At 71.5% G+C, this 21,192-nt stretch carries 20 protein-coding genes; 5 read left to right on the forward strand and 15 right to left on the reverse strand.

Annotation, left to right across the window (positions count from 1 at the left end; all coding sequences use genetic code 11):
- From JYA75_RS23055 to JYA75_RS23105, 11 genes are all read right to left on the reverse strand, one after another.
- On the reverse strand, window positions 1–195 hold the full coding sequence (locus tag JYA75_RS23055; protein ID WP_050034893.1) for a ferredoxin: 195 nt from the start codon (window positions 193–195) through the stop codon (window positions 1–3).
- On the reverse strand, window positions 192–1,370 hold the full coding sequence (locus tag JYA75_RS23060) for a cytochrome P450 (protein ID WP_161995654.1): 1,179 nt from the start codon (window positions 1,368–1,370) through the stop codon (window positions 192–194). Before JYA75_RS23060 ends, JYA75_RS23055 begins: the two co-directional genes overlap by 4 nt.
- Before the next feature lie 139 nt (window positions 1,371–1,509).
- Window positions 1,510–2,331, reverse strand: coding sequence for an alpha/beta fold hydrolase (locus tag JYA75_RS23065; protein ID WP_203329423.1), 822 nt, complete (start codon window positions 2,329–2,331; stop codon window positions 1,510–1,512).
- A 7-nt stretch (window positions 2,332–2,338) separates the two neighbouring features.
- A complete protein-coding gene (locus tag JYA75_RS23070; protein WP_203329424.1) occupies window positions 2,339–3,160 on the reverse strand; it encodes an alpha/beta hydrolase in 822 nt (273 codons plus the stop codon).
- Between the two features lie 90 nt (window positions 3,161–3,250).
- Window positions 3,251–4,804, reverse strand: coding sequence for an HD domain-containing phosphohydrolase (locus tag JYA75_RS29150; RefSeq protein WP_203329425.1), 1,554 nt, complete (start codon window positions 4,802–4,804; stop codon window positions 3,251–3,253).
- A gap of 158 nt (window positions 4,805–4,962) precedes the next feature.
- The gene (locus JYA75_RS23080; RefSeq protein ID WP_203329426.1) at window positions 4,963–5,802 is read right to left on the reverse strand and encodes an alpha/beta fold hydrolase; all 840 of its coding nucleotides are present in this window, start codon (window positions 5,800–5,802) and stop codon (window positions 4,963–4,965) included.
- The gene (locus JYA75_RS23085; protein WP_006938641.1) at window positions 5,799–6,230 is read right to left on the reverse strand and encodes a helix-turn-helix domain-containing protein; all 432 of its coding nucleotides are present in this window, start codon (window positions 6,228–6,230) and stop codon (window positions 5,799–5,801) included. The genes JYA75_RS23080 and JYA75_RS23085 overlap by 4 nt, the downstream gene beginning before the upstream one ends.
- Window positions 6,231–6,359: 129 nt before the next feature.
- Window positions 6,360–6,845, reverse strand: a complete 486-nt coding sequence (locus JYA75_RS23090; protein ID WP_006938643.1) for an LppA family lipoprotein — start codon at window positions 6,843–6,845, stop codon at window positions 6,360–6,362.
- Window positions 6,842–8,425, reverse strand: a complete 1,584-nt coding sequence (locus JYA75_RS23095; RefSeq protein WP_203329427.1) for an alpha/beta hydrolase — start codon at window positions 8,423–8,425, stop codon at window positions 6,842–6,844. The genes JYA75_RS23090 and JYA75_RS23095 overlap by 4 nt, the downstream gene beginning before the upstream one ends.
- Window positions 8,426–8,652: 227 nt before the next feature.
- Complete coding sequence (locus JYA75_RS23100) at window positions 8,653–11,175, reverse strand: FtsX-like permease family protein (RefSeq protein WP_006938647.1); 2,523 nt, start codon at window positions 11,173–11,175, stop codon at window positions 8,653–8,655.
- A 12-nt stretch (window positions 11,176–11,187) separates the two neighbouring features.
- Window positions 11,188–11,946 (reverse strand): ABC transporter ATP-binding protein, encoded by a 759-nt coding sequence (locus JYA75_RS23105; RefSeq protein WP_029542537.1) that lies wholly within the window; start codon window positions 11,944–11,946, stop codon window positions 11,188–11,190.
- A 138-nt stretch (window positions 11,947–12,084) separates the two neighbouring features.
- On the opposite strand from JYA75_RS23105, the gene JYA75_RS23110 reads away from it, so the two are divergent.
- Window positions 12,085–12,855 (forward strand): deoxyribonuclease IV, encoded by a 771-nt coding sequence (locus JYA75_RS23110; RefSeq protein ID WP_006938663.1) that lies wholly within the window; start codon window positions 12,085–12,087, stop codon window positions 12,853–12,855.
- Window positions 12,856–12,902: 47 nt separating this feature from the next.
- Complete coding sequence (locus tag JYA75_RS23115; RefSeq protein ID WP_006938664.1) at window positions 12,903–13,505, forward strand: hypothetical protein; 603 nt, start codon at window positions 12,903–12,905, stop codon at window positions 13,503–13,505.
- A 9-nt stretch (window positions 13,506–13,514) separates the two neighbouring features.
- On the opposite strand, the gene JYA75_RS23120 is transcribed toward JYA75_RS23115, so the two are convergent.
- Entirely contained in the window at window positions 13,515–13,976 is a 462-nt protein-coding gene (locus tag JYA75_RS23120; protein WP_006938665.1) for a PPOX class F420-dependent oxidoreductase, read from the reverse strand.
- A gap of 193 nt (window positions 13,977–14,169) precedes the next feature.
- Here JYA75_RS23120 and JYA75_RS23125 point away from each other — a divergent pair, with 193 nt between their 5' ends.
- The 3 genes from JYA75_RS23125 (at window position 14,170) to JYA75_RS23135 (ending at window position 17,495) form a co-directional block, all read left to right on the forward strand.
- On the forward strand, window positions 14,170–16,071 hold the full coding sequence (locus JYA75_RS23125; RefSeq protein ID WP_185713666.1) for an ABC transporter ATP-binding protein: 1,902 nt from the start codon (window positions 14,170–14,172) through the stop codon (window positions 16,069–16,071).
- Window positions 16,068–16,583, forward strand: a complete 516-nt coding sequence (locus JYA75_RS23130; protein WP_006938667.1) for a DUF664 domain-containing protein — start codon at window positions 16,068–16,070, stop codon at window positions 16,581–16,583. The genes JYA75_RS23125 and JYA75_RS23130 overlap by 4 nt, the downstream gene beginning before the upstream one ends.
- A gap of 108 nt (window positions 16,584–16,691) precedes the next feature.
- Window positions 16,692–17,495 (forward strand): DUF1206 domain-containing protein, encoded by an 804-nt coding sequence (locus tag JYA75_RS23135; RefSeq protein ID WP_029542535.1) that lies wholly within the window; start codon window positions 16,692–16,694, stop codon window positions 17,493–17,495.
- Window positions 17,496–17,572: 77 nt separating this feature from the next.
- Here JYA75_RS23135 and JYA75_RS23140 read toward each other — a convergent pair whose 3' ends face one another.
- From JYA75_RS23140 to JYA75_RS23150, 3 genes are all read right to left on the reverse strand, one after another.
- Complete coding sequence (locus JYA75_RS23140) at window positions 17,573–19,507, reverse strand: DEAD/DEAH box helicase (RefSeq protein WP_203329428.1); 1,935 nt, start codon at window positions 19,505–19,507, stop codon at window positions 17,573–17,575.
- Window positions 19,508–19,576: 69 nt separating this feature from the next.
- Complete coding sequence (locus tag JYA75_RS23145; protein ID WP_203329429.1) at window positions 19,577–20,617, reverse strand: SDR family oxidoreductase; 1,041 nt, start codon at window positions 20,615–20,617, stop codon at window positions 19,577–19,579.
- Window positions 20,614–21,186, reverse strand: a complete 573-nt coding sequence (locus JYA75_RS23150; RefSeq protein ID WP_168579391.1) for a TetR/AcrR family transcriptional regulator — start codon at window positions 21,184–21,186, stop codon at window positions 20,614–20,616. Before JYA75_RS23150 ends, JYA75_RS23145 begins: the two co-directional genes overlap by 4 nt.
- Window positions 21,187–21,192 lie beyond the last annotated feature (6 nt).

Genomic DNA, 21,192 nt, shown 5'->3' on the forward strand with positions numbered 1-21,192 from the left:
TCAGGCCAGTTTGAGGGCGGCCACGGGGCAGACCCGGACGGCGGCACCTGCGGCGGCGAGTTCGGTGCTGCCCTCGGGGAGCTCGCCGACGTCGATGATCAGTTCGCCCTCGTCGTCGAGGTGCATCAGTGCGGGAGCGACCTCTTCGCACAGTCCGTGGCCTTCGCAACGGGGCCTGTCGAGCACGATCTTCATGCGGGGACCACCTTCAGGATCTCGAGTTCGTCGATGGAACGGGTGATGTTGCTGGGCACGCGAACCGGCTCGGCGGCCACGAGCCGCTGCGCGTGATTCGCCAGTGCCGCGATGACGGCGTGAGCTTCGAGACGGGCCAGACCCTGACCGGCGCAGCCGTGCGGACCGTAACCGAAGGACAGATGGTCGACCGGGTTCCGTTCGACCAGGAAGGCGTCCGGGTTCTCGTAGTGCCTCGGGTCGCGGTTGCCCGCACCGAAGAGGATCGCCACCTGGGATCCGGCCGGCACCAGGGTGCCGTCGATCTCCACGTCCTCGGTGACCGAGCGGCCCCAGGCATGGATCGGAGCCCAGAATCGAAGTGCCTCGTTGAAGGCCGCCGGCACCAGGGCGGGATTCCGGCGGACCAGGTCGAACTGGTCGGGGAAGGCCGAGAAGAGCGCGACGATGTTGCCGAGCGCGGTGATCGTGGTGTCCACCCCCGCACCGAGGTACTGGTGGATGATGTGGCCGGCGGTGTCGGGGGGAATGACGCCCCGGGCCTCGGCATCGAAGATCCCGCGACCCACCGACCCCGGTGCCAGATCCTCGGCCCGGACCCCGGCGCACCATTCGTAGAGTTCACCCGCGATCGGGAAGTTCTCGGCCGTCCGCTGGTTCATCGGGCCGATGACCTCGATCGCGGCCTGTCCCCAGCGCAGCATGTTGTCGCGCGCCGCGCCGGTGAAGCCGATCAGGTCGGCGACGACCTCGAGCGGAAAGGCGCGGGCCAGCGCATCGATGGCCTCGAACGATCCCTCGGCCACCAGGTCCGCGACCAGCGCATCGGCCTTGGCCTCGATCTGGCCCTTGAGTCCCCGCAGCGCCCGCGGGGTGAGGTTCTCGGTGAGCGCCGCGCGCAGTTCGGTGTGGATCGGCGGGTCGGAGGCCAGGGACGTGCCTCGGAGCGCCTCGTTGACCATCGGGTTGAAGCCGATCGTCCGGGACGAGAAGGTGCCGGGGTCGGCCAGGGCGTCGCGGATGACGTCGTACCGGGTGAGGGCATAGACGTCGTTGGCGGGCAGATGCACCACCGCGCCGAGATCGCGGAGTTCGGCGTACGTCGGATAGGGGTCGGTCAGGACCTCGTCGGCGAAGAGGTCGATGTCGGAACTCGCGGGAGTGCTGCTGGTCATGCACCCATTGAAGTGACTCCACTCACATAAATCCAACTCATATTGTGCGTTCGACTACATGCACTTTGTTCATGTGATGTCCCGCGGTCTTCGGGGGTACCGCCGGTAGGAGATGGCGTTGAGGCGGGGGCGGCCGCCTCTACGACCGGATGAACCGGCCGATGACGGTGGCGACCATGGCGGGATCGGTCTTGTGGGCCATGTGGGCATGCCCTTCGAGCATCTGGATCCGGGCGTCGGGAATTGCACCCGCTGCGCGGTGAGTTGCCTCGTTCAGCCGAGAAGGGCTTTCGGTGCCCGCCGGCAGGAGCGTCGGGGCCGCGATCCCGTCGAACCGGCCGGGCCGATACACCCAGCCCTCCTCGGCTCTGCACTCCCTGGACACGGTGGGCGCAGCGGCGAGGAGGGCCGGCCATTGCGGACCCGATCGCATTGTGTCGCATTCCTCTTCGGTCAACTCCAGAATCTCGACGAGGATTGCACGGATCGCTGTTTCCATGTCGCCGGCAGCCACCGCCTCCTCGATCGCATCGATCAAACCCGCGGGATAGACCATCCCCAGGCTCGGCTCGTAGAGCACGAGGTGATCGACGTTGCGCGCGAGGGCAGCTCCGCCCATCGCGCAGTTGGCCCCGTAGGAGTGACCCCACACCGCGACAGTCCCGCCGGTGCGGGCCACGACGGCATCCACGACCGCGGCCACGTCCTCGAAATCACGCTCGATGGCGTGGCCCGGTGTGTCGCCGCTCGCACCGAAGCCTCGGCGGTCCATCGCGAACGTGGTGACGTCGGCGTGCAGCTCGTCCACCAAGGGGCCGAACGTGGTGTGGTCGCGGAGGGACCCGTGCACCATGACGAGCGGCGGCCCGTCGCCGTCGACCCACACGGCCAGCGGTGTCCCATCGGTGGATCGAACGTCGAATCGGGTTGCTCTGCCCTCGGCAGCCCTCAGGTGACTCATGACCGTCTCACCTGCCGCCCTGTGCGGCTGCCGTGCGCCGGTCGAGCTCGGTGGCGAACGACGACGCGGCGTCGGCGAATTCGTCGGGCCGCTCGGCGTAGGTGACGTGGCCGCTGCCCTCCAGCTCGACGAAGCGAGCGTCGGGGAGGGCCGCGGCCAGTTGACGGGCGATCGACCGCAGCGACGGGTGGCCTTCGCTTCCGGCGACGACGAGCGCGGGCACTGCCACGGCGGCCAGGTCCCCGGCCGTGACCTCGAGCGACGGGGACCGCAGGTCGGTGAAGCCGATGTCGGCGTTGGCTCGATAGCGGTTCCTTCGCTCGTCGTCGATCATCGACCACAGCCCCGGGCAGACGACGGAGAAGAACGCGTCGACCCCGGCGGCCGGTCCGCCGGCGGCGGTGGCCTGCTCGACGCGGGGCACCACGTCGCGGAGGACGACCCGGCCGGCAACCGGATCGAGGCTGAACAGCGGCGGCTCGCTGAACACCGCGCCGCGGAGCAGGTGACCGTGGCGCAACGCGACCTCGACGGCGACGGCGGCGCCGCTGCTCGATCCCACCAGCAGGCAAGGGGCAAGTTCCAGGGCTTCGATCAGGGCGGCGGCGTCGTCCGCGTGCAGGGAGTCGCTGATCGTGGCGTCGCCGCGGGAACTTCGGCTGTGGCCCCGGCGGTCGTAGCGCACGCACGTGTAGCGGTCCGACAACCGCCGTGCCTGGTCTGCCCAGACCTCGGCGTCGCCGCACATACCGTGCACGAACAGGATCCCCCGCCCTGACCCCGTGCGCTCGAAATAGATTCTGGCGTCGTTGATGTCGATCGTGGGCACGGCTGCCTCCCTCGTCTTCGGTCCCTGTCGGAGAGTGTGAACCGGTCGCCGCCGGCGCACATCGGGCGTTCGCCCCATTTCCGACGCCGGTCAGGGTGAGAGGAGGCCGTGCTCCATCGCGAACAGCGTCGCGCCCGCTCGCGTGGTGACCCCGGCCTTGGTGTAGATGTGTTCGATGTGGTGTCCCACCGTCTTGGGCGAGATGACGAGGACGCTCGCCACTTCCTTGTTGGTGCGGCCGCGGGCGATGAGCGCCAGCACGTCGACCTCGCGCTCGGTGAGACCCGCGGGACGGGAGACCCGCGGCGGGCGGCTCACCTGACCGGCAGCATCGAGCACCGCGTCGACCTCGACCCGGGTGAAGCGGCCCGCGTCGACCTCGTCGAGCAGCTGCGACGCCGCCTCGGCCGGGGTCAGCGCCGGCCGGTGCGGCCGGTTCTCGGTCATCGCGTGGTAGGCATCGGCGGCGCCCAGCAGCCGGGCACCAAGGCCGAGCTGGTCTCCCGAGGCCCCGCGGTGGTAACCGGAGCCGTCGGCTCGCTCGTGGTGGCGCGCCGCCAGGTCGGCGAGGGGGGCCAGCAGCGCGCAGCGGTGCAGGACCCGCTCGCCGAGGTAGGGGTGCAGCCGAACCCGTTCCCACTGCTCGGCGCTGAGCGGACCCCGGCGATCCCAGATCCCGTTGGGGATACCGACACGTCCGACGTCGTGGACCAGTCCGGCTCGGCCCAGCGTCGTCGCGTCGGCAGTGGCAAGGCCGGCAGCTTCGGCGGCGGCAACGGCCAGCCGCGAGACACCGGTGGAGTGGCCTCGAAGGTACGGCGACTTCAGATCGGCGAAATCGGCCACCGCGGTCAAAGCCACGTCGAGGTTGCCCGACTCGATCGTCAGGGCCGGTGCCGGCTCGGCATCGAGGACCGCCGCGCACGGGTCGTCACCGATTCCGGCGAGCCAGTGTTCACCGTCGGCGACCACGGCGTCGACCACGGCCGGGTCGTACGCGCGGCCCCTGCGGTGCAACAGCACGTCGGTGGCTGCCGCCCAGCCCGCCCGGCGCGCCCACAGCTCGGCGTCTCGGGCGACCGTCACGATCCGCACCGCCACCGGCACCTCGTCGGCCGCCAGGCCGGCCGGATAGCCCTTGCCGTCCCAGCGCTCGTACGCATGCGCGAGCGACCGACGGACGGATTCGGCCATCCCGAGGCGGGTTGCCAGGCGGGCGCCCGCCTCGCAATGTTGCGACAGGCTGCGCCGATTCATGTCCGGGTCGCTCAGTGCCCGCACAATCCGCCCCAGGCGGCGGTGCAACGGGAGATCGTTCGCCAGATGGCGCACGAAATAGCGCACACCTTCACCGGGCTCGGCCATCAGCATCGGCGCCATCGTCGCGTCGAATGCGATGTCGTCGCCGCCGGCCAGTACCGCGGTCTCCGACGCATCCGACGTGCATCCCAGAAACCGAAGCAGCGCAACGTAGTACACGCAGGACCGCGCCGGCGCAGCCAGCCCGAGTGCCTCCGACGCGGCCAGTGACAGCCAGCACGTACGCAACCCGTGCTCCATCGGTTGCCCCGTGCCCAGATCCGTCGCCAACGACAACGCAATCGTCAACTCCGCCACGCGTCCGGACCGGGCATGGTCGCTCACAACCACCACTATCCCAGCCGGAACTCCCTGGTAGTCGCGATTCGACCGTCGATCCTGCGGCGGTCCGCGGGTCGGCCCGTCTCGTGAGGCAGGTTCGGGAACATGACGCTTCTTCCTGGCGGATTCGCCTCGACCGAAGCGGGTTGCCGCGCGACGGGTCAGTCGCGCAGGAATTCGAGGACGGATTCCGTCCGGCCGAGGATCGCGTGCCCGGCCTCGGGTAGCACCTCGACGGTCGCGTGCGGGAGGCACCGGTACACGCGGTCGGCGGTGCCCTCGGAGTCGAACAGGACGTCGCGGCCACCGACGATCACGAGCGCGGGCATGGTCAGCCGCCGCAGCGCGTCGTCGGAGAACACGGGCAACCGCTCCGTACGCGGCTTGAAGTGGGCGAACGTCAGCACCACCTCGTCGAGGACCGGACGCGTCTCGGGAGTGTCCAGGCCGGTGACGACGGCCGCCGAACGGAGTGCCCCCCGGCGCCCGAAAAGACGCAGGAACATCGCCTTGACCAGCCAGCCCATCCGCTGCCGGCCCAGGCCACCGGGGCACAGCAGGACCAGCCGCGTCACCCGTTCCGGGCGCCGGGTGGCGTAGTCCACCGCCATCCAGCCGCCGAGGGACACGCCGACGATCGCAGCGCTCGTGACCCCCAGACCTTCGCGCACGTCATCGAGCCACAGCGCGTACGCGTCGGAGGCCAGGGGCGGCCGGGACGGCGCGCTCTCCCCCGGTTCACCGACGAGGTCGACGGCGTAGGTTCGGAAATGCCGCGCCCAGGAGCCGATGTCGTCGCGCCACATCGTCGCGTTCGCTCCCGAGCCGTGCAGCAGCAGCACGGGCGGCGCGTCGTCCGGACCGGAGACGAGCACGAAGGTCTCCCCCTGGCGGGTGGGTACCCGCACATGCTCGGCCGGAATCGGCCAGTCCCGCAGGGCATCACGATAGCGCCGCCGGACCTCGCGGGCGCCGGCCTCGGACGTGTAGATCGTGGTCATGACTCGAGCACCCCGTCGATGTAGTCGAACAGCCGGGCGGTGTCGGCCAGCCCGCCGAGGATGACGATCTTCATCCTCGCCCTCCTCTCGTCGTACACCGTCTCGATCCGCAGCGGCTCGTCGCCCGAACGGCGGTTGCCCGCCGCGCTCGTCACGAGAGTGGTCAGGCGGTGGGCCGTCTCGGCGCCGACCGCGTCGATCTCCACGATGCTCGACACGTCGGTGTGCCGCCGGCGTCCGGCCGACTCGCGCGACGACGGCGGCATCGGGCGGCCGGTGAAGGCCTCGAGGTCCTGCTGCGCGATGCGGTACTGCTTGCCGATGCGGACCGCGGGGAGCCGCCCGGAGCGCACGTAGTTGCGGATGGTGCGCACGTGCAGACCCAGGCTTTCGGCCACCTCGTCCACCGAATAGAGACGTTCACTCACATAAATACCCTAAACTTCCCTCCATATCCGCGCAATAGGGATATTCAAGTGCGTATGAGGAACCTCCCTCGCTCCTCGCCTCCCGGCCCTTTCTGCCCTCGTCGCACACCGGCGGGCACGGGGAGTTCACTACGGCCGGTCCGGGTAGCACCCCACCGTCAGCCCCACCGTCGCGGCGAGATAGCTGCCGAACGAGATGGAGGAACCGTCCGCGGCGAACATCCGGATCTGGAGCCCGGTCTCGACCGGCAGCGACCGGGCACCGCGGAAACCGGTGCCCGCCAACGATTCCTCGAACACCCGCGCCGCCCGCTCCAGTTGCCCCGGCGGCACCGGCCGATCGGAGAGGTGGATCGGGAGGAACACCGTGGTGCCCGCCGATCCGTCGGGCATCTCGCAGTAGGCCGTCGTGGCCGGGTCCGATTGCCGGAACTGCATCTCCGGGAAAGCGTCCGACAGGGCGGCCATCGCGTCGCGCTGGACCCGGGTGTAGTACTCGACGGCACCGGCGCGGTCCGCCGCCACCGGCTCGGGCACGGCGACGGGGACCGGCCCGCCCGCGCACCCCGCGAGCGACAGGGCCAGCACCGGCACACCGACGCGCAGAACCTTCATCGCACCACTCGATCCGGGAGGCCGCCGACGACCGCGGCGACGTTGTACAGGCTCATCGTTCCGTCGCTCAGGTACTCGCTGTGCCCGGTCGAGCCGAGCCGCGGCCGGCCGGAAGCGTCCGCCCCGGCGTCGCTCGACAGGTGGGTCACGCCGTCGAGGAAACTCGGATCGCCGTCGAACGTGCCGACGTCACCGACCGGGTCGCGGTCGGCCTCCACGAGGTACGTCGCGCCCGGCGGCACACCGAGTTCGGCGACGTCGTCGGTGCCGATTCCCGGGGCGCCGAGGAACACGGCGGCGTCCACCCCGACACCCTGCTGCAGCGCCAGGCCGGTGGCGAGCGCACCGTAGGAGTGACCGACGGCGGTGACGTGCGGGTCCCGCTCGGCGTACAGACCGTCGAGAAAGCCGGCGAGCCGCGGGGCGGCACGAACCGCCGCGAGGTCCGACACCGGGCTCAGCTCGGTGCGGGCGAGGCCCCAGCCCCATTGCGGCACCTGGTAGTTCAGCCACGTCACGGCGGCGACCGACTCGGCGGCACGGCCGGCCTCCTGCAGGTGGCGCATGGCCTCCTCCCGCAGCGCCGCCATCCGGGTGTCGTACCCGGCGAGGTTGCCCTGCACCGTGGAGCCGGCGCCGGGGGTGAACACGGTGACGTGGTCGGCGGTGTCGACGTCCCCGACCGCCACCGCGGCCATCGCTTCCCGGCCCGACAGATCGAGGCTCAGCAGCCGCCGGTCCTCGCGGGCCAGCGTCGTCTCGATGGCGTCGAGCGCGGCGATCTTGTTGCGGGTCTGGGCGAGTCCGGCGTCGGCGTTGCTCGCCAGTCCGCCGAGCGGATCGGCGTCGAGCTGGGCCTGCAATCGGGCGGCGACCTCCTCGAGCCGGCGCCGTTCCCCCGCCAGTTGCGCGCGGTTGGCCAGGTCGCGGACCGCGGCCGGCACGCCGTCGAGGTTGCCGATCAGCTCGGGTGCCAGGGTGACGACCTTCGTGCGCTCGCCGTGGTCGAGTCCGGCCCACCACGCGGCCACCTGGGCCGCCGCCGTCCCGGGCGCCGGCACCGCCGGGGTGGACGCGGGCGCAGCGCGCACGCCCCCGAAACCGAGCGGACGCGAAGGGCTTTGGTCCGGCACCCGGCCGAGGTCGGCTGCGGCCCGCCGATCCAGCGTCTCGGCCCGGTCGAGGACCGCACGGATGCGGGCCTGTGCCTCGTGCCGCTCCGGGTCGGTACCCGGTCCGCCCGCGACGGTTCCGTCGTCCCGCACGGTCAACGCCCGGTCCCGCGCCCAGCGGGTCGCGTCGTCGAGTTCCGCGCGCAGTGCCCGCAGCCGCGGCGCGCACCACGCCGCGCAGCGGCTCACCTCCCGATACGCGTCGGACCGTCGCACGATCCCGCCGGTGACGTCATCGAGCCGCTGCTCGGCGGCCGCGTGCGCGAGCCCCGACCACTGTCCGTCGAACCGTCCCGACGCGGTGATCTGCGCGCCGATCCGCTCGAGTTCCCCCGCATGCCGGTCCAGCACCGCGCCGAGACCGTCCAGCGCATCCGGGTCCCACCGCTGCAACTGCCGAAGATCCATTCGATCCACCCCCTCGGCGCAGCAGCGTAATCCGCTGCGCGCCTGCCGCGGCGGGGCGCACTGCCGCCGGCGTGAAACTGTGGAAGAACGGGCCGGTTGTGGACAACTCACGTCCGGAGACGAGGGTCCCGGTCACCGCGGCCGGGTCGCGCCTGCGGCAGCACGAGTTCCGCCCCCGGCGCGCGGGGCACCGGGGGCGGAGGGAGACGGGCGGGGGTCCCGTCGCGTCAGATGTCGGAGATCGCCTCGAGCGGCGGCGTGCGTGCGGCACGGACGCCGGGCCACAGGGCGGCGAGCACACCGACCACGCCGGAACCGACGAGCATGGCGATCACCTGCCCCCACGGGACGGCGATCTTGTCGAGGCCCTGGTCGGCCAGCGTCCGGACGAAGCCCCAGCCGAACGCCAGGCCCAGCACCAGACCGACGACCGCGCCGAACACCGCGATGAGCATCGACTCGATGTAGATCGTGCGGCGGACCTGGACCCGCTGCATGCCGACCGCGCGGAGCATGCCGATCTCCCGGCGCCGCTCCACCACCGACAGGGCGAGGGTGTTGACGATGCCCAGGACCGCGATGACCACCGCCAGCGCCAGGAGCCCGTAGAGCACGGCGAGCAGCGTGTCGATCTGGGCGGCCTGCTGGCCCTTGAACTGCTCCCGATCGAGCACCTGGACCACGACGAACTGCTTGGTGGCGTCCTCGAGCGCCGTGCGGATCGTCTCCGGATCGCTGCCGGCCGCGGTGTTCACGAACACCACGAAGTCCGAGCGCGACGCAGGCGGGGTGAACTGCTGGTAGACCTCCTCGGAGACGACCCACGAGCCGAGCAACTGGTTGTCGGCGAAGATGCCGCTCACCGTCGTGCCGACGTCCTCGCCGTCGCGGCTGGTGAGGGTGACCGCGTCGCCGACCTTCCAGCCCTTCTCGCCCGCCGTGGTCTGCGACACCAGCAGGTCGGTGCCGGCGACGTCCTCCCGGCCCTCGGTGACGTCGACCTCGAGCACGTCGCCGAGGGGGCCGGACAGCGCGACGCCGAACGTGTCCTCGTCGCCGATGCGCGCCGGGACGCCGTGCATCGCGATGGTCTCCTCCACGCCCTCGGCCCGCGCCGCCGCGGCGGCGGCCCCCACGGGCACCCCGATCATCTGCGGTCCGGTGAGCATGAAGTCGGACTTGACGCCGGTGTCGACGAGCGAGTTGACGCTCTCCTTGGCGGACGCGCCGAACACCCCGATCACCGACACCAGCATCAGACCCAGCGTGAGCGCGAAGGCGGTGGCGGCGGTACGGCGGGGGTTGCGCACCGCGTTGGTGCGGGCGAGCCGGCCCACGGCCCCGAACGGGCGGGCGAACACCGCGCCGAGCCCCGCGACGAAGGGCCGCGACAGCGCGGGCGCCGCGAGCAGGACCGCGATGATCAGGGCGAAGGCCCCGACGCCGACGGTGGAGGCCGCGCCACCGCCGGTGCCCTGGGCGCCGACGACGACGGTGACGGCACCGGCCACGGCGGCGACGGCTCCGATGACGGTCCGCAGCCGCAGCGACTCGACGGTCGCGGTGGACTCCTCCCGCATGGCCGCGACCGGCGGGACCTTGCTCGCGCGGCGGGCCGGCGCGTAGGCGCTGACCACGGTGACGACGACGCCGATGAGCAGGGCCACGAGCACGGTCCGCGGCGCGAGCTGCAGCGGGCCCGAGGGCAGGCCGACGTCGAACGCGTTGAGCGCGGAGCGCAGCCCGTAGGCCAGGGCCACGCCGCCGGCGATGCCGAGGGCACTGCCCACGATCCCGACGACCAGTGCCTCGAGGTTCACCGACCGGCCCACCTGGCTGCGGCTCGCCCCGATCGCCCGCAGCAACGCGAGCTCCCGCAGTCGCTGCGCAACGATCATCGAGAAGGTGTTGTAGATGATGAAGGTGCCCACCAGCAGCGCGATCGCGCCGAACGCGAGCAGGAAGTAGTTCAGGAAGCTCAGCGCCTCCTCGATCTCGGTCTTGATCTCCTCGCTGACCTCGGCGCCCGTCTGGACCTTCTGGCCGGGCACGGCGGCGGCGATGCGGTCCCGCAGCTCGTCCGCGGGCACACCGTCGCCGGCGACGTCGATGTACTGCACGTGCGTGCCGTCGGTGAACAGGGTGCGGGCCTGGTTCTCGGTGAACATCGCCCCGACGTAGCCGCCGGTGTCGGTCTCGACGTCGTAGATGCCGCTGACCGTGACCGGGACGATCCCGGCCGAGGCGGCGAGGATCTTCGTCGGGTCCCCGACGGACAGTCCGGCACGCTCGGCGGCGCTCGAGTTGAGCGCGATCTCGCCGTCGACGGCGGGCGGCTGTCCGGCGACGAACTCGTTGGGGTCGCCGAGCTGCTGGTCGGGGGGCAGGTAGGCGGTGCCCTCGCTGGGGGCGCCGCCGGTCTGGATGGCCGCGCCCTCGGAGTCGAGGACGATGACCGGCCCACCGAACGCCGGCACCACGGTCCGCACGCCGGGGACCGCGGCGACGACGGCGACGTCGGAGTCGGGGACGCCGCTCGCGCCCTGCTGTTCGCTGCTGACGCGGACGTCGACGCCCTTGGCGGCGTCGGCGAAGATGCTGTCGAATGTGCGCTGCAGGGTGTCGGTGAAGACGAAGGAGCCGGTGACGAACGCGGTGCCGAGCACCACGGACAGGACGGTCAGCAGCAGCCGCACCTTGTGGGCGGCGAGATTGCGCAGGGCAACCCTGCGGATGGGATTCGCACTCATGATCGGCTCGCCCTACTTCGCCGTGGGAACGGCGACGGCGTCGAACTGCTTCATCCGGTCGAGGACCGAGTCGGCGGTCGGGTCGCGCATCTCGTCGACGATGCGCCCGTCCGCGAGGAACACCACCCGATCCGCGTAGCTGGCCGCACGCGGATCGTGGGTGACGATCACGACCGTCTGCCCGAACTCGTCGACCGCGGCCCGCAGGATCGACATCACCTCGCCCGAGGAACGGGAATCGAGGTTGCCGGTGGGCTCGTCGCCGAAGATGATCTCGGGCCGGCCGGCGAGCGCGCGGGCGCACGCCACGCGCTGCTGCTGACCGCCGGACAACTCCCCGGGCCGGTGGTCGAGCCGGTCGCCGAGTCCCAGGCGGTTCACGACGGTGTCCAGCCATTCGCGGTCGACCTTGCGGCCGGCGATGTCGACGGGCAGCGTGATGTTCTCGAGTGCAGTGAGCGTGGGCACCAGGTTGAACGCCTGGAAGACGAAGCCGATGCGGTCGCGCCGCAGCTGCGTCATCTGTTTGTCCGACAGGTCGGTCAGGTCCGTGTCGCCGAGGACCACCGAACCGGACGTGGCGGTGTCGAGGCCGGCGAGGCAGTGCATCAGCGTCGACTTCCCCGAACCCGAGGGACCCATGATGGCGGTGAACTCCCCCGCCGCGAACTCCGCGTTCACCCCGTCGAGGGCGTGGACGGCGGTCTCACCGGTTCCGTAGATCTTTCTCAGGTCGATTGCGCGCGCGGCAGTGGCGGTGTGGGCTGGCATGCCCACCATCTTCCTGACTTTTCCGACAGGGCACCATCGGGGACGTCCCGGATTCCGCGCCGGACGGTTCTCAGGGTGCGCCCGGTGACGTCCCGGTGAGGTTCTCCTGCGTCGCCGCCGGGCGCTACCGTCGAGACCATGCGGATAGGAGCACACGTCCGGCAGGACGACGATCCGATCGGCTGCGGCGAACGCGTCGGCGCAGACCTGGTGCAACTGTTCCTCGGCGATCCCCAGCAGTGGACGAAGCCGGGCCCGCACCCCCGGGAGGAACAGATCCGCGATTCCGACGTCGCGGTGGTGGTGCACTCCCCCTACGTGATCAACGTGGCCAGCACGAACAACCGGCTGCGGATGCCGTCGCGCAAGGCCGTGGCCGAGCACGCCGAGGCGGCCGCCCGGATCGGCGCCTTCGGCCTGGTGGTGCACGGCGGCCACGTCCGGTCCGGCGAGGAGGTCGCCGCGGGCGTGGAGAACTGGCGCAAGCTGTTCGAGCGACAGGAGGACAAGGGCGGGTTCGCGGTGCCCGTCCTGATCGAGAACACCGCCGGGGGCGAGTTCGCGATGGCCCGGCACGTGGATGCGATCGCGCGGTTGTGGGATGCCGTCGGCGACTACGACGTGGGCTTCTGCCTCGACACCTGCCACGCGTGGGCGGGCGGCGAGGACCTCGTGGATGTCGTCGAGCGGGTACGGGCCGCGACCGGCCGGATCGATCTGGTGCACCTGAACAATTCCCGCGACGGCTTCGGCTCCGGCCGGGACCGGCACGCCAACATCGCCGCCGGCACGATCGACCCCGGCCTGCTGGTGGCGGTGTGCCGGGCCGCGGACGCGCCGATCGTCCTCGAGACCCCGGCGGAGGGGATCGCCGAGGATGTCGCCTACCTGCGCGAACTGCTCGGGTGAGGCACGCCTCCCGGAGACCGGGCCGTCACAGCCGTAACATCTTGCTCATGAAGCACGCCCGGATCGCCTTCGCCGTCACCGCCGCCGCGCTGGTACTTGCGGGCTGCTCGGACGCCGACAGCCCGGCACCGTCCGCGTCGGCGAGCACCGCCACCTCCACGATCTCGTCGGGGTCGGGGTCCGCCGACTCGTCGCCGACCCCCGAACCCGCGCCGACCGACGCATCGGACAAGACGTCGCCCGCCTCGGCCGGCGCGAAGCTGACCGTCACCGACATCCGCACCGGCCGGCACGAGAACTTCGACCGGGTCGTGTACGAGATGGGCGGCACCGGCACCCCGGGGTGGCGCGTCGGATACGTCGACCGGGCGGTGCAGGACGGCAGCGGCAACGACGTGGCCGTCGCCGGCGGCGCGATCCTGCAGGTGCTCATCGACGGGTCCGCGTATCCGTTCGACAGCGGGGTCGAACCGTACTCCGGCCCCAACCCGGTGCTCGCGCAGCCGGGCGGCTCGGTCGTCGAGGTCAACGGCTCCGGCGTCTTCGAGGGCGTGACCCAGTCGTTCGTCGGCGTCGCGGAGCCGAACACGCCGTTCGCCGTGTACGCGCTGACGAACCCGACGCGGCTGGTCGTCGACGTCGCTCGCTGATCGGGCGGCTCAGGCCCGGCCGGGCGGGAAACCGCCCGTCGCGACCGGACCCCAGTCCTCGACGGTGATGCGGATCAGCGACTTGCCCTGCGTGCGCATCGCCTCCCGGTACTCGTCCCAGTCGGGGTGCTCCCCGGCGACGGCGCGGAAGTACTCGACGAGGGGCTCGACCGAGTCCGGCAGGTCGATCACCTCGGCGGTGCCGTCGACCTGGACGTAGGGCCCGTTCCAGTCGTCGGAGTGGATCAGGATCGACACGGCCGGGCGGCGGCGGATGTTGACGACCTTGGCGCGTTCCGGGTAGGTCGCGATCACGATGCGGCCGGCGTCGTCCAGCCCGCACGTGACCGGGGACATCTGCAGCCGGCCGTCGGACCGGGTGGTGACCAGGGTGCCGCGGTGGCGCGGGCGGACGAATTCGAGCAGCCGGTCGCGGTCCACGCGGTCCGCCGTTGCGATCTTCGGTGCCATGCTCCGACCCTACGTGCGCGGCCGTGACGACGGGCCCTGTCGGAGGTCACGTGCAGAATCCGGTGGCGGGTTCTACACGAACGGGCAGACTCGGTGCCGGCCTCGCGAGCCCGCAGCAGTCCGCGCACCTACGCTTGACCTCGAGTCCACTCGAGGTTCTACGGTCGGGCGACCGACTTCAGGAGGCTCCCGCATGAGCATGGAAGTGACCGCGTGGAACGCGATGTACAACGCGATGCACGCGCAGAGCGACCGGCGTCCGTTCTCGCGCGCCAGCCTGCGCCGGATCGCCGAGTTCGCCCGCCCCCACCGCCGCAACATCGGCATGTACCTGCTGCTGAGCGTGGTGATCGCCGCACTCGGCGTGGCCACCCCGGTCCTCGCCGGCCGGGTGATCGACGCCATCGTCGACCGCGCCGACCTCTCGGTGATCACGTGGCTGGCGGTGCTGATCGCCGCCATCGCCGTCGTCGAGGCCGGGCTCGGCATCCTGAACCGCTGGCTGTCCGCGAGCATCGGCGAGGACCTCATCCTCGACCTGCGCACCACCGTGTTCGACCACGTGCAGCGCATGCCCATCGCGTTCTTCACCCGCACCCGCACCGGCGCCCTCGTCAGCCGGCTCAACAGCGACGTCATCGGCGCCCAACGGGCGTTCAGTGACACCCTGTCCGGCGTGGTCGGCAACCTCGTCACCCTCGCGATCACGCTCGTGGTGATGATCGGGATCTCCTGGCAGATCACGTTGCTCGCACTGTTGCTGCTGCCGATCTTCGTGGTGCCCGCCCGGCACATGGGCGTGCGGCTGGCGCGCCTGAATCGTGAAGCGGCCAACCATAATTCGGTGATGAGCACCCAGATGACGGAGCGATTCTCCGCGCCCGGCGCGACGCTGGTGAAGCTGTTCGGCCGGCCGTCGCAGGAGTCGTCGGAGTTCGCCGTCCGCGCCCGCCGGGTGCGCGACATCGGGGTGAAGACGGCGATGCTGCAGTCGGTGTTCGTCACAGCCCTGACCCTCGTGTCCGCCCTCGCGCTGGCCCTCGTCTACGGCCTCGGCGGCTTCTACGCGCTGCGCGGCCAGCTCGAGCCGGGTGCCGTCGTGGCGATGGCGATGCTGCTGACGCGCCTGTACTCGCCGCTGACGGCACTCGCGAGCGCCCGCGTCGACGTGATGAGCGCGATGGTGAGCTTCGAGCGGGTCTTCGAGGTGCTCGACCTGCGGCCGCTGATCGAGGAGGCCCCCGACGCCAGCCCCGTCCCCGACGGCCCGGTCGCCGTCGAGTTCCGGCACGTGGATTTCGCATACCCCGCCGCCGACAAGGTCTCGCTGGCGTCGCTGGAGGAGGTGGCCACGCTCGACACCCGCGGCGGCGCACCGGTCCTGCACGACGTGAGCTTCCGGGCCGAGCCCGGGCAGATGGTGGCCCTGGTGGGCTCCTCCGGCGCCGGCAAGTCCACGATCGCGCAACTGGTGCCGCGGCTCTACGACACCGACTCCGGATCCGTGCTGCTCGGCGGGGTCGACGTGCGCCGGCTCACCACCGCGTCGATCCGCGGGACCGTCGGCATGGTCACCCAGGACGGGCACCTGTTCCACGAGAGCGTGCGGGCGAATCTGCTCCTGGCCCGCCCGGAGGCAACCGAGGACGAGCTGTGGGAGGTGCTGGGCCGGGCCCGGCTCACCGACCTGATCCGCTCCCTGCCCGACGGCCTGGACACCGTCGTCGGCGAGCGCGGGTACCGGCTCTCCGGCGGTGAGCGCCAGCGGCTGACCATTGCGCGGCTGCTGCTCGCCCACCCGCGGGTGGTCATCCTCGACGAGGCCACCGCGCACCTGGACTCGACGTCGGAGGCTGCCGTGCAGGAGGCGCTCACGGAGGCGCTGGCCGGACGGACCTCCGTGGTGATCGCACACAGGTTGTCCACGGTCCGCGCGGCGGATCTGATTCTCGTGGTCGAGGCCGGACGCATCGTCGAGCGCGGCACCCATTCCGAGCTGCTCGCCGCCGGCGGGCGTTACGGCGAGTTGTACCGCACCCAGTTCGCCGATTCAGGACCGCGGGTGTCCGCAATGGCTCCCACACTGGGCGCATGACGACGAACGAGACCGATCTGCTGCTCCTGCTTCTCGACAATCAGCGCGCCGCGTTCCGCAACGCACTGTCCGGCCTGACCGAGGACCAGGCGCGCAGCGTGCCCAGCGCCTCCGCGATGAGCCTGGCGTCGCTGTTGAACCATGTGATCGACGGCGAGGTCGCCGCCGCCGACCGCATCGCCGGGACGCAGAGCCGCGAGCCGGACCCGGTGGCGGCGTGGACAGCCGGGTGGGCGGTGCGCGACGACGAGACCGTCGCGGATCAGCTCGCCCGGCTCGACACAGTCGCGGCCCGCTTCGCCGACGTGCTGCGGGCGGACCCGGACCTGGGCCGGGTGGTGGACCTGCCGGCGGACATCGCCCGATGGCTGGACCAGGGCGTGCCGCTCTCCGTGCGGTTCCTGGTCCTGCATCAGATCGAGGAATGGGCCCGGCACGCCGGCCACGCCGACATCATCCGCGAATCCGTCGACGGCGCCACCGCCGACGTCCTGGCCGGCAGGGTCCGGTAGCCGGCGCCGGCGAACCCGGACGACGCCCCGCCGGCGCGATAGGCTCGCCGTAGGCACCACTGCCGGGGCGCCCCGGCGCCGTCGCCGCGAGATCCTGGAGGCCGTCGCGTGACCGGACAACAGACCAGCACGGGAGCTGCGGGCGCTGCCCAGCACCCGATGTTCGAGAAGGTGGCGCGGGTCGGACAGGCCGCGAGCGGGGTCGTGCACCTGCTGATCGCCTACATCGTCGTCCAGGTCGCGTTCGGCGATCCGGCCAGTGCCGATCAGTCCGGTGCCCTCGGCGAGCTCGCCGCCCAGCCCGGCGGCCGGATCGTCCTGTGGATCCTGGCCGTGACGCTCACGGCGCTGGCACTGTGGCGTCTGGTCGAGGCCGCAGTGGGCAAACGTTCGGACGTCGAGAAACCGTCCGCCCTGGACCGGGTCAAGACCGTCGGCGTCGCCGTGGCGTACCTGGCGCTGGCACTGGCCGCGTTCCAGTTCGCGCGGGGCACCGGCAAGTCGAGCGGTGAACAGAACGCCGGACTCAGTGCTCGCTTGATGCAGTCCGGAGGCGGCAAGGTCCTGCTCGTCGCGGCCGGGCTGGTGATCATCGGAATCGGCGCCTACCACGTCTACAAGGGCGCGGCGAAGAAGTTCCTCGACGACCTGCACCGGGCGCGGTTGCCCCGGTACGCCGAGCCGCTCGGCGCCGTCGGGTACGTCGCGAAGGGCCTGGCGATCGCCGGCGCCGGCGTCCTGGTCCTCGTCGCGACGTTCACCACCGATCCGTCCAAGGCGACGGGACTGGACGGTGCCCTCAAGACGCTGGGCACCGCCCCGTTCGGTCAGATCCTGCTCGTCGCGGCCGGCCTCGGTATCGCCGCGTACGGCGCGTACTGCTTCGTCCTCGCGCGGTACGGGAAGATGTGAGCCCCGCCGCTGTGCTCAGTCGCGCCCGCGGTGGCCGCCGCTGTGCTCAGTCGCGCCCGCGGTAGCCGCCGCTGTGCTCAGTCGCGCCCGCGGTAGCCGCCGCTGTGGCCGCCCGAGCCGTGTCCACCGGACTGCCCGCGCTCGCCGGAGCGTTCACGGAATCCGCGGTTCGGCTTGTCGCCGAACCGGTCGCCGCGCCCACCGAAGTCCTTGTTGCGGCCGCCGCGATCGCCCCAGACCTTCTTGCCGCCGTACTCCTTGCGCTCACCCTGACGGCGTTCGCCGCGGTCGTCGCGCTGACGGTAGGTCGACGGCCGACCCGCCGGTGCGCCGCTGTCGGGCTGCAGCTGGATGAGCACCCCGGAGATGCGGGTGCCGCGCAACGCCTCGAGCGTCTCCGACGACAGGTCCTTCGGCAGCTCGACGAGGCTGTGGTCCGGGCGGATGCTGATGTGCCCGAAGTCGCTGCGGCGCAGGCCGCCCTCGTTGGCGATGGCGCCGACGATCGCGCCGGGCACCACCCGGTGCCGCTTACCCACGGCGATGCGGTAGGTCGCCATTTCCTGCCCGTCGCGCCCGACGCGTGACGCACCGTCGTCGTCGAACCGGCGCGGCGGCCGCTCCCGCGGCTCGCGTTCCCGCCGCGGCGGCGCCACGGGCTCGGGTTCGGCCTCCATGAGGAACGACTCCCCGTCGCGGGAGAGCACGGCCAGCGCCGCCGCGATGTCGGCGAGGGGCACGTCGTGCTCGCGCTCGTAGTCCTCGACGAACGTGCGGAACAGCGACAGGTGATCCGACGTGAGCGCCTCGGTGATCGAATCGTTGAACTTCTCGACGCGCTGGGCGTTGACATCCTCCACCGACGGCAGCTGGATCTCGGTGAGCGGCTGCCGGGTGGCCCGCTCGATCGCCTTGAGCAGATGCCGCTCGCGGGGGGCGACGAACAGCAGGGCGTCACCGCTGCGCCCGGCGCGGCCGGTGCGGCCGATGCGGTGCACGTAGGACTCGGTGTCGTGCGGGATGTCGTAGTTCACGACGTGGCTGATGCGGTCGACGTCCAGACCGCGGGCCGCCACGTCCGTCGCGACGAGGATGTCCAGCGCACCGCTCTTGAGCTGGCCGATGGTGCGTTCGCGCTGGGCCTGCACGATGTCACCGTTGATCGCGGCGGCCGAGAAACCGCGGGCTCGCAGCCGCTCCGCGAGGTCCTCGGTGGCCTGCTTCGTACGGACGAAGAGGATCATCGCCTCGAACTGCTCGACCTCGAGGATCCGGGTCAGGGCGTCGAGCTTGCGCTGGTGCGACACGAGCACCCAGCGCTGGGTGATGTTCGCCGACGTCGTCGTCTTCGACTTGACCGTGATCTCGACCGGGTCGTGCAGGTACTGCTTGGACAGCCGGCGGATCGCGCCCGGCATGGTCGCCGAGAACAGCGCGACCTGCTTGGTCTCCGGGGTGTCGGCGAGGATCCGTTCGACGTCCTCCTGGAAGCCCATGGTGAGCATCTCGTCGGCCTCGTCGAGCACGAGGAACTCGAGCTCGGAGATGTCGAGGGTGCCCTTGGCGAGGTGATCGATCACACGTCCGGGGGTGCCCACGATGACGTGCGCGCCACGGCGCAGCCCGGACAGCTGCACGCCGTAGCTCTGGCCACCGTAGATGGGCAGCACGTGCAGACCCGGGATGTGCGCCGAGTACTTACCGAAAGCCTCCGCGACCTGCAGGGCGAGCTCACGGGTGGGAGCCAGGACCAGTGCCTGGGGCCGCTTCACCGCGGTGTCGATCCGCGACAGGATCGGCACCGCGAACGCGGCGGTCTTGCCGGTGCCGGTCTGCGCGAGACCGACGACGTCGCGCCCCTCCAGCAGCGGCGGGATGGTGGCCGCCTGGATCGGCGACGGGGTCTCGTAGCCCACATCCGAAAGCGCTTGCAGCACACGGGCGTCGATGTCCAGATCGGCGAACGTGGGGGTAGCGGTGTCGGCTTCGGGGTCTTGCACAGTATCACTCATTTGACCTGCAGTTTATCGGATGGACGGCCATGACCCTTCCACAGCGCCGGACAAGGGTCCCCGACCACCCTATCCGGACGCCGCATCCGGTGCCGTCGCCGCCACGTGGCGGGCCCACAGCCGCAGCGCCGGCCGCACCGGCGGGTACTCGAGCCCGTGCCGGCGCCCGAGGGCGGTGGCGGGCGCCGTCGGATAGGTGTCGGCGCTGAGAAAACTCAGGGTCTCCTTCTCCGCGCTGGTCAGGCGGGCCGGCAGAGCCCGCAGCGCCGCGACGGGTATCCGCAGGCGCGGCGCGGCCACCCCGAGTTCGTCGGCGACCAGCGCGACCAGCTCGGGCAGCGGCGGCGTGGCGTCGTCGAGGACCCAGTAGGCACGCCCCGCCGTCTCCGGGTCCCGCGGCATCAGCGCCAGGAAGCGCGCGAGGTGGTCGATGGTGACGACGGGCAGCACGGTGCGCCGCGAGCCGGGCACGGCGCGCAGCTGCCCGCGGGCGAGCTGCACGACCAGCTCCGCGAGACCCAGGTACTGATCGGCCTCCCCGGTCCGGGAGTCGCCGATCACCGTCCCGGGGTTGACCACCGTGAGGGGGACCCCGAGCTCCGCGGCGAGTGCACGCACCACCGCATCGGCCTCGATCTTCGACGCCTCGTATGCGCCGAACCTCCGGTAGATCCGGCGCCGGTGCCGGGGCGGCCACGGCGCCGGCACGGCCGGGTACGCCGCGACGCGGTAACCGCTGACGTGCACCAGCCGGCGCGCGCCGGCAGCGGCCGCGAATCGGGTGATCTTCTCGGCCAGAACCACATTCACCTCACGCGCCGCCCGGGCCGTCATCCCGAAGGCGAACGCGGCGGCGAGGTTGTAGACGTCGCGCACGTCCGCCGCCACGGGATCCAGGACGAGCTCGGCGGAGCCCGGATCGAACACATGGACCGAGAGCCGGTCCAGCGGCACCCCGCCGGACACGAGCCGGTCGCGCAGCCGCGCCCCCGACTCCGCGGTCCGCACCGCCGCGACGACGAGATCGTCGCCGTCCGGGTCGGTGAGCAGTTCCCGCAGCAGGCCGCGGCCGATGAACCCCGTCGCGCCGAAGACCACCGCGGCGCTCATCGCGCGGCTCCGAGGAGGTCGAGCGCGACGGCACGGGCGTCCACCAGAGGGGTCACGTCGTGCCGGGCACGGGCGACGGTGGTCGCGCCCTCGACGAGGCTGACGATCACCCCGGCGAGCCGGGCGGCATCGGGCATCCCGTCGCGGACGAGCACCCGCTCGAGGACCACCCGCCACGACTCGTAGACGCGGGCGCAGCTCTGCTGCAGAACGGGGTTGTCGGTGGCGGCGTCGACGGCGACGGAGGCGACGGCGCAGCCGGCCGCGAACCCGGATCGCCCGAGCCGGGCGGCGAGGTCGTCGAACACCGCGGCGACGATCTCGGCGGCGGTCCGCCCCTCGGCCAGCAGCGCCTCGAGCAGGCCGGTGAACTCCGCACCCACCCGGTCCAGCGCCGCCACGACGAGCTCGTCCTTGCCGCCGGGGAAATGGAAGTACACCGAGCCCCGGGGCGCACCGGAGGCGTCGGTGATGCGGGCGAGGCCGGTGCCGTGGTAGCCGCGGGTCTGGATCAGCTCCAGCGTGGTGTCGATCATGCGCGCCTTCGTGCGTGCTCCCTTGGTGGTCACGGCAAA

It is taken from the genome of Rhodococcus sp. PSBB066 (genome assembly GCF_017068255.1).
In the GTDB taxonomy this organism is placed as follows: Bacteria; Actinomycetota; Actinomycetes; order Mycobacteriales; family Mycobacteriaceae; genus Rhodococcus; species Rhodococcus aetherivorans.

Coding starts and splice junctions, on each gene's coding strand:
- JYA75_RS23110 (WP_006938663.1), top strand. CDS start 12,085: ATGCGGATAGGAGCACACGTCCGGCAGGACGACGATCCGATCGGCTGC.
- JYA75_RS23095 (WP_203329427.1), bottom strand. CDS start 8,425: ATGGATCTTCGGCAGTTGCAGCGGTGGGACCCGGATGCGCTGGACGGT.
- JYA75_RS23090 (WP_006938643.1), bottom strand. CDS start 6,845: ATGAAGGTTCTGCGCGTCGGTGTGCCGGTGCTGGCCCTGTCGCTCGCG.
- JYA75_RS23125 (WP_185713666.1), top strand. CDS start 14,170: ATGAGCATGGAAGTGACCGCGTGGAACGCGATGTACAACGCGATGCAC.
- JYA75_RS23130 (WP_006938667.1), top strand. CDS start 16,068: ATGACGACGAACGAGACCGATCTGCTGCTCCTGCTTCTCGACAATCAG.
- JYA75_RS23140 (WP_203329428.1), bottom strand. CDS start 19,507: ATGAGTGATACTGTGCAAGACCCCGAAGCCGACACCGCTACCCCCACG.
- JYA75_RS23145 (WP_203329429.1), bottom strand. CDS start 20,617: ATGAGCGCCGCGGTGGTCTTCGGCGCGACGGGGTTCATCGGCCGCGGC.
- JYA75_RS23105 (WP_029542537.1), bottom strand. CDS start 11,946: ATGCCAGCCCACACCGCCACTGCCGCGCGCGCAATCGACCTGAGAAAG.
- JYA75_RS23080 (WP_203329426.1), bottom strand. CDS start 5,802: ATGACCACGATCTACACGTCCGAGGCCGGCGCCCGCGAGGTCCGGCGG.
- JYA75_RS23065 (WP_203329423.1), bottom strand. CDS start 2,331: ATGAGTCACCTGAGGGCTGCCGAGGGCAGAGCAACCCGATTCGACGTT.
- JYA75_RS23120 (WP_006938665.1), bottom strand. CDS start 13,976: ATGGCACCGAAGATCGCAACGGCGGACCGCGTGGACCGCGACCGGCTG.
- JYA75_RS23055 (WP_050034893.1), bottom strand. CDS start 195: ATGAAGATCGTGCTCGACAGGCCCCGTTGCGAAGGCCACGGACTGTGC.
- JYA75_RS23060 (WP_161995654.1), bottom strand. CDS start 1,370: ATGACCAGCAGCACTCCCGCGAGTTCCGACATCGACCTCTTCGCCGAC.
- JYA75_RS23115 (WP_006938664.1), top strand. CDS start 12,903: ATGAAGCACGCCCGGATCGCCTTCGCCGTCACCGCCGCCGCGCTGGTA.
- JYA75_RS23100 (WP_006938647.1), bottom strand. CDS start 11,175: ATGAGTGCGAATCCCATCCGCAGGGTTGCCCTGCGCAATCTCGCCGCC.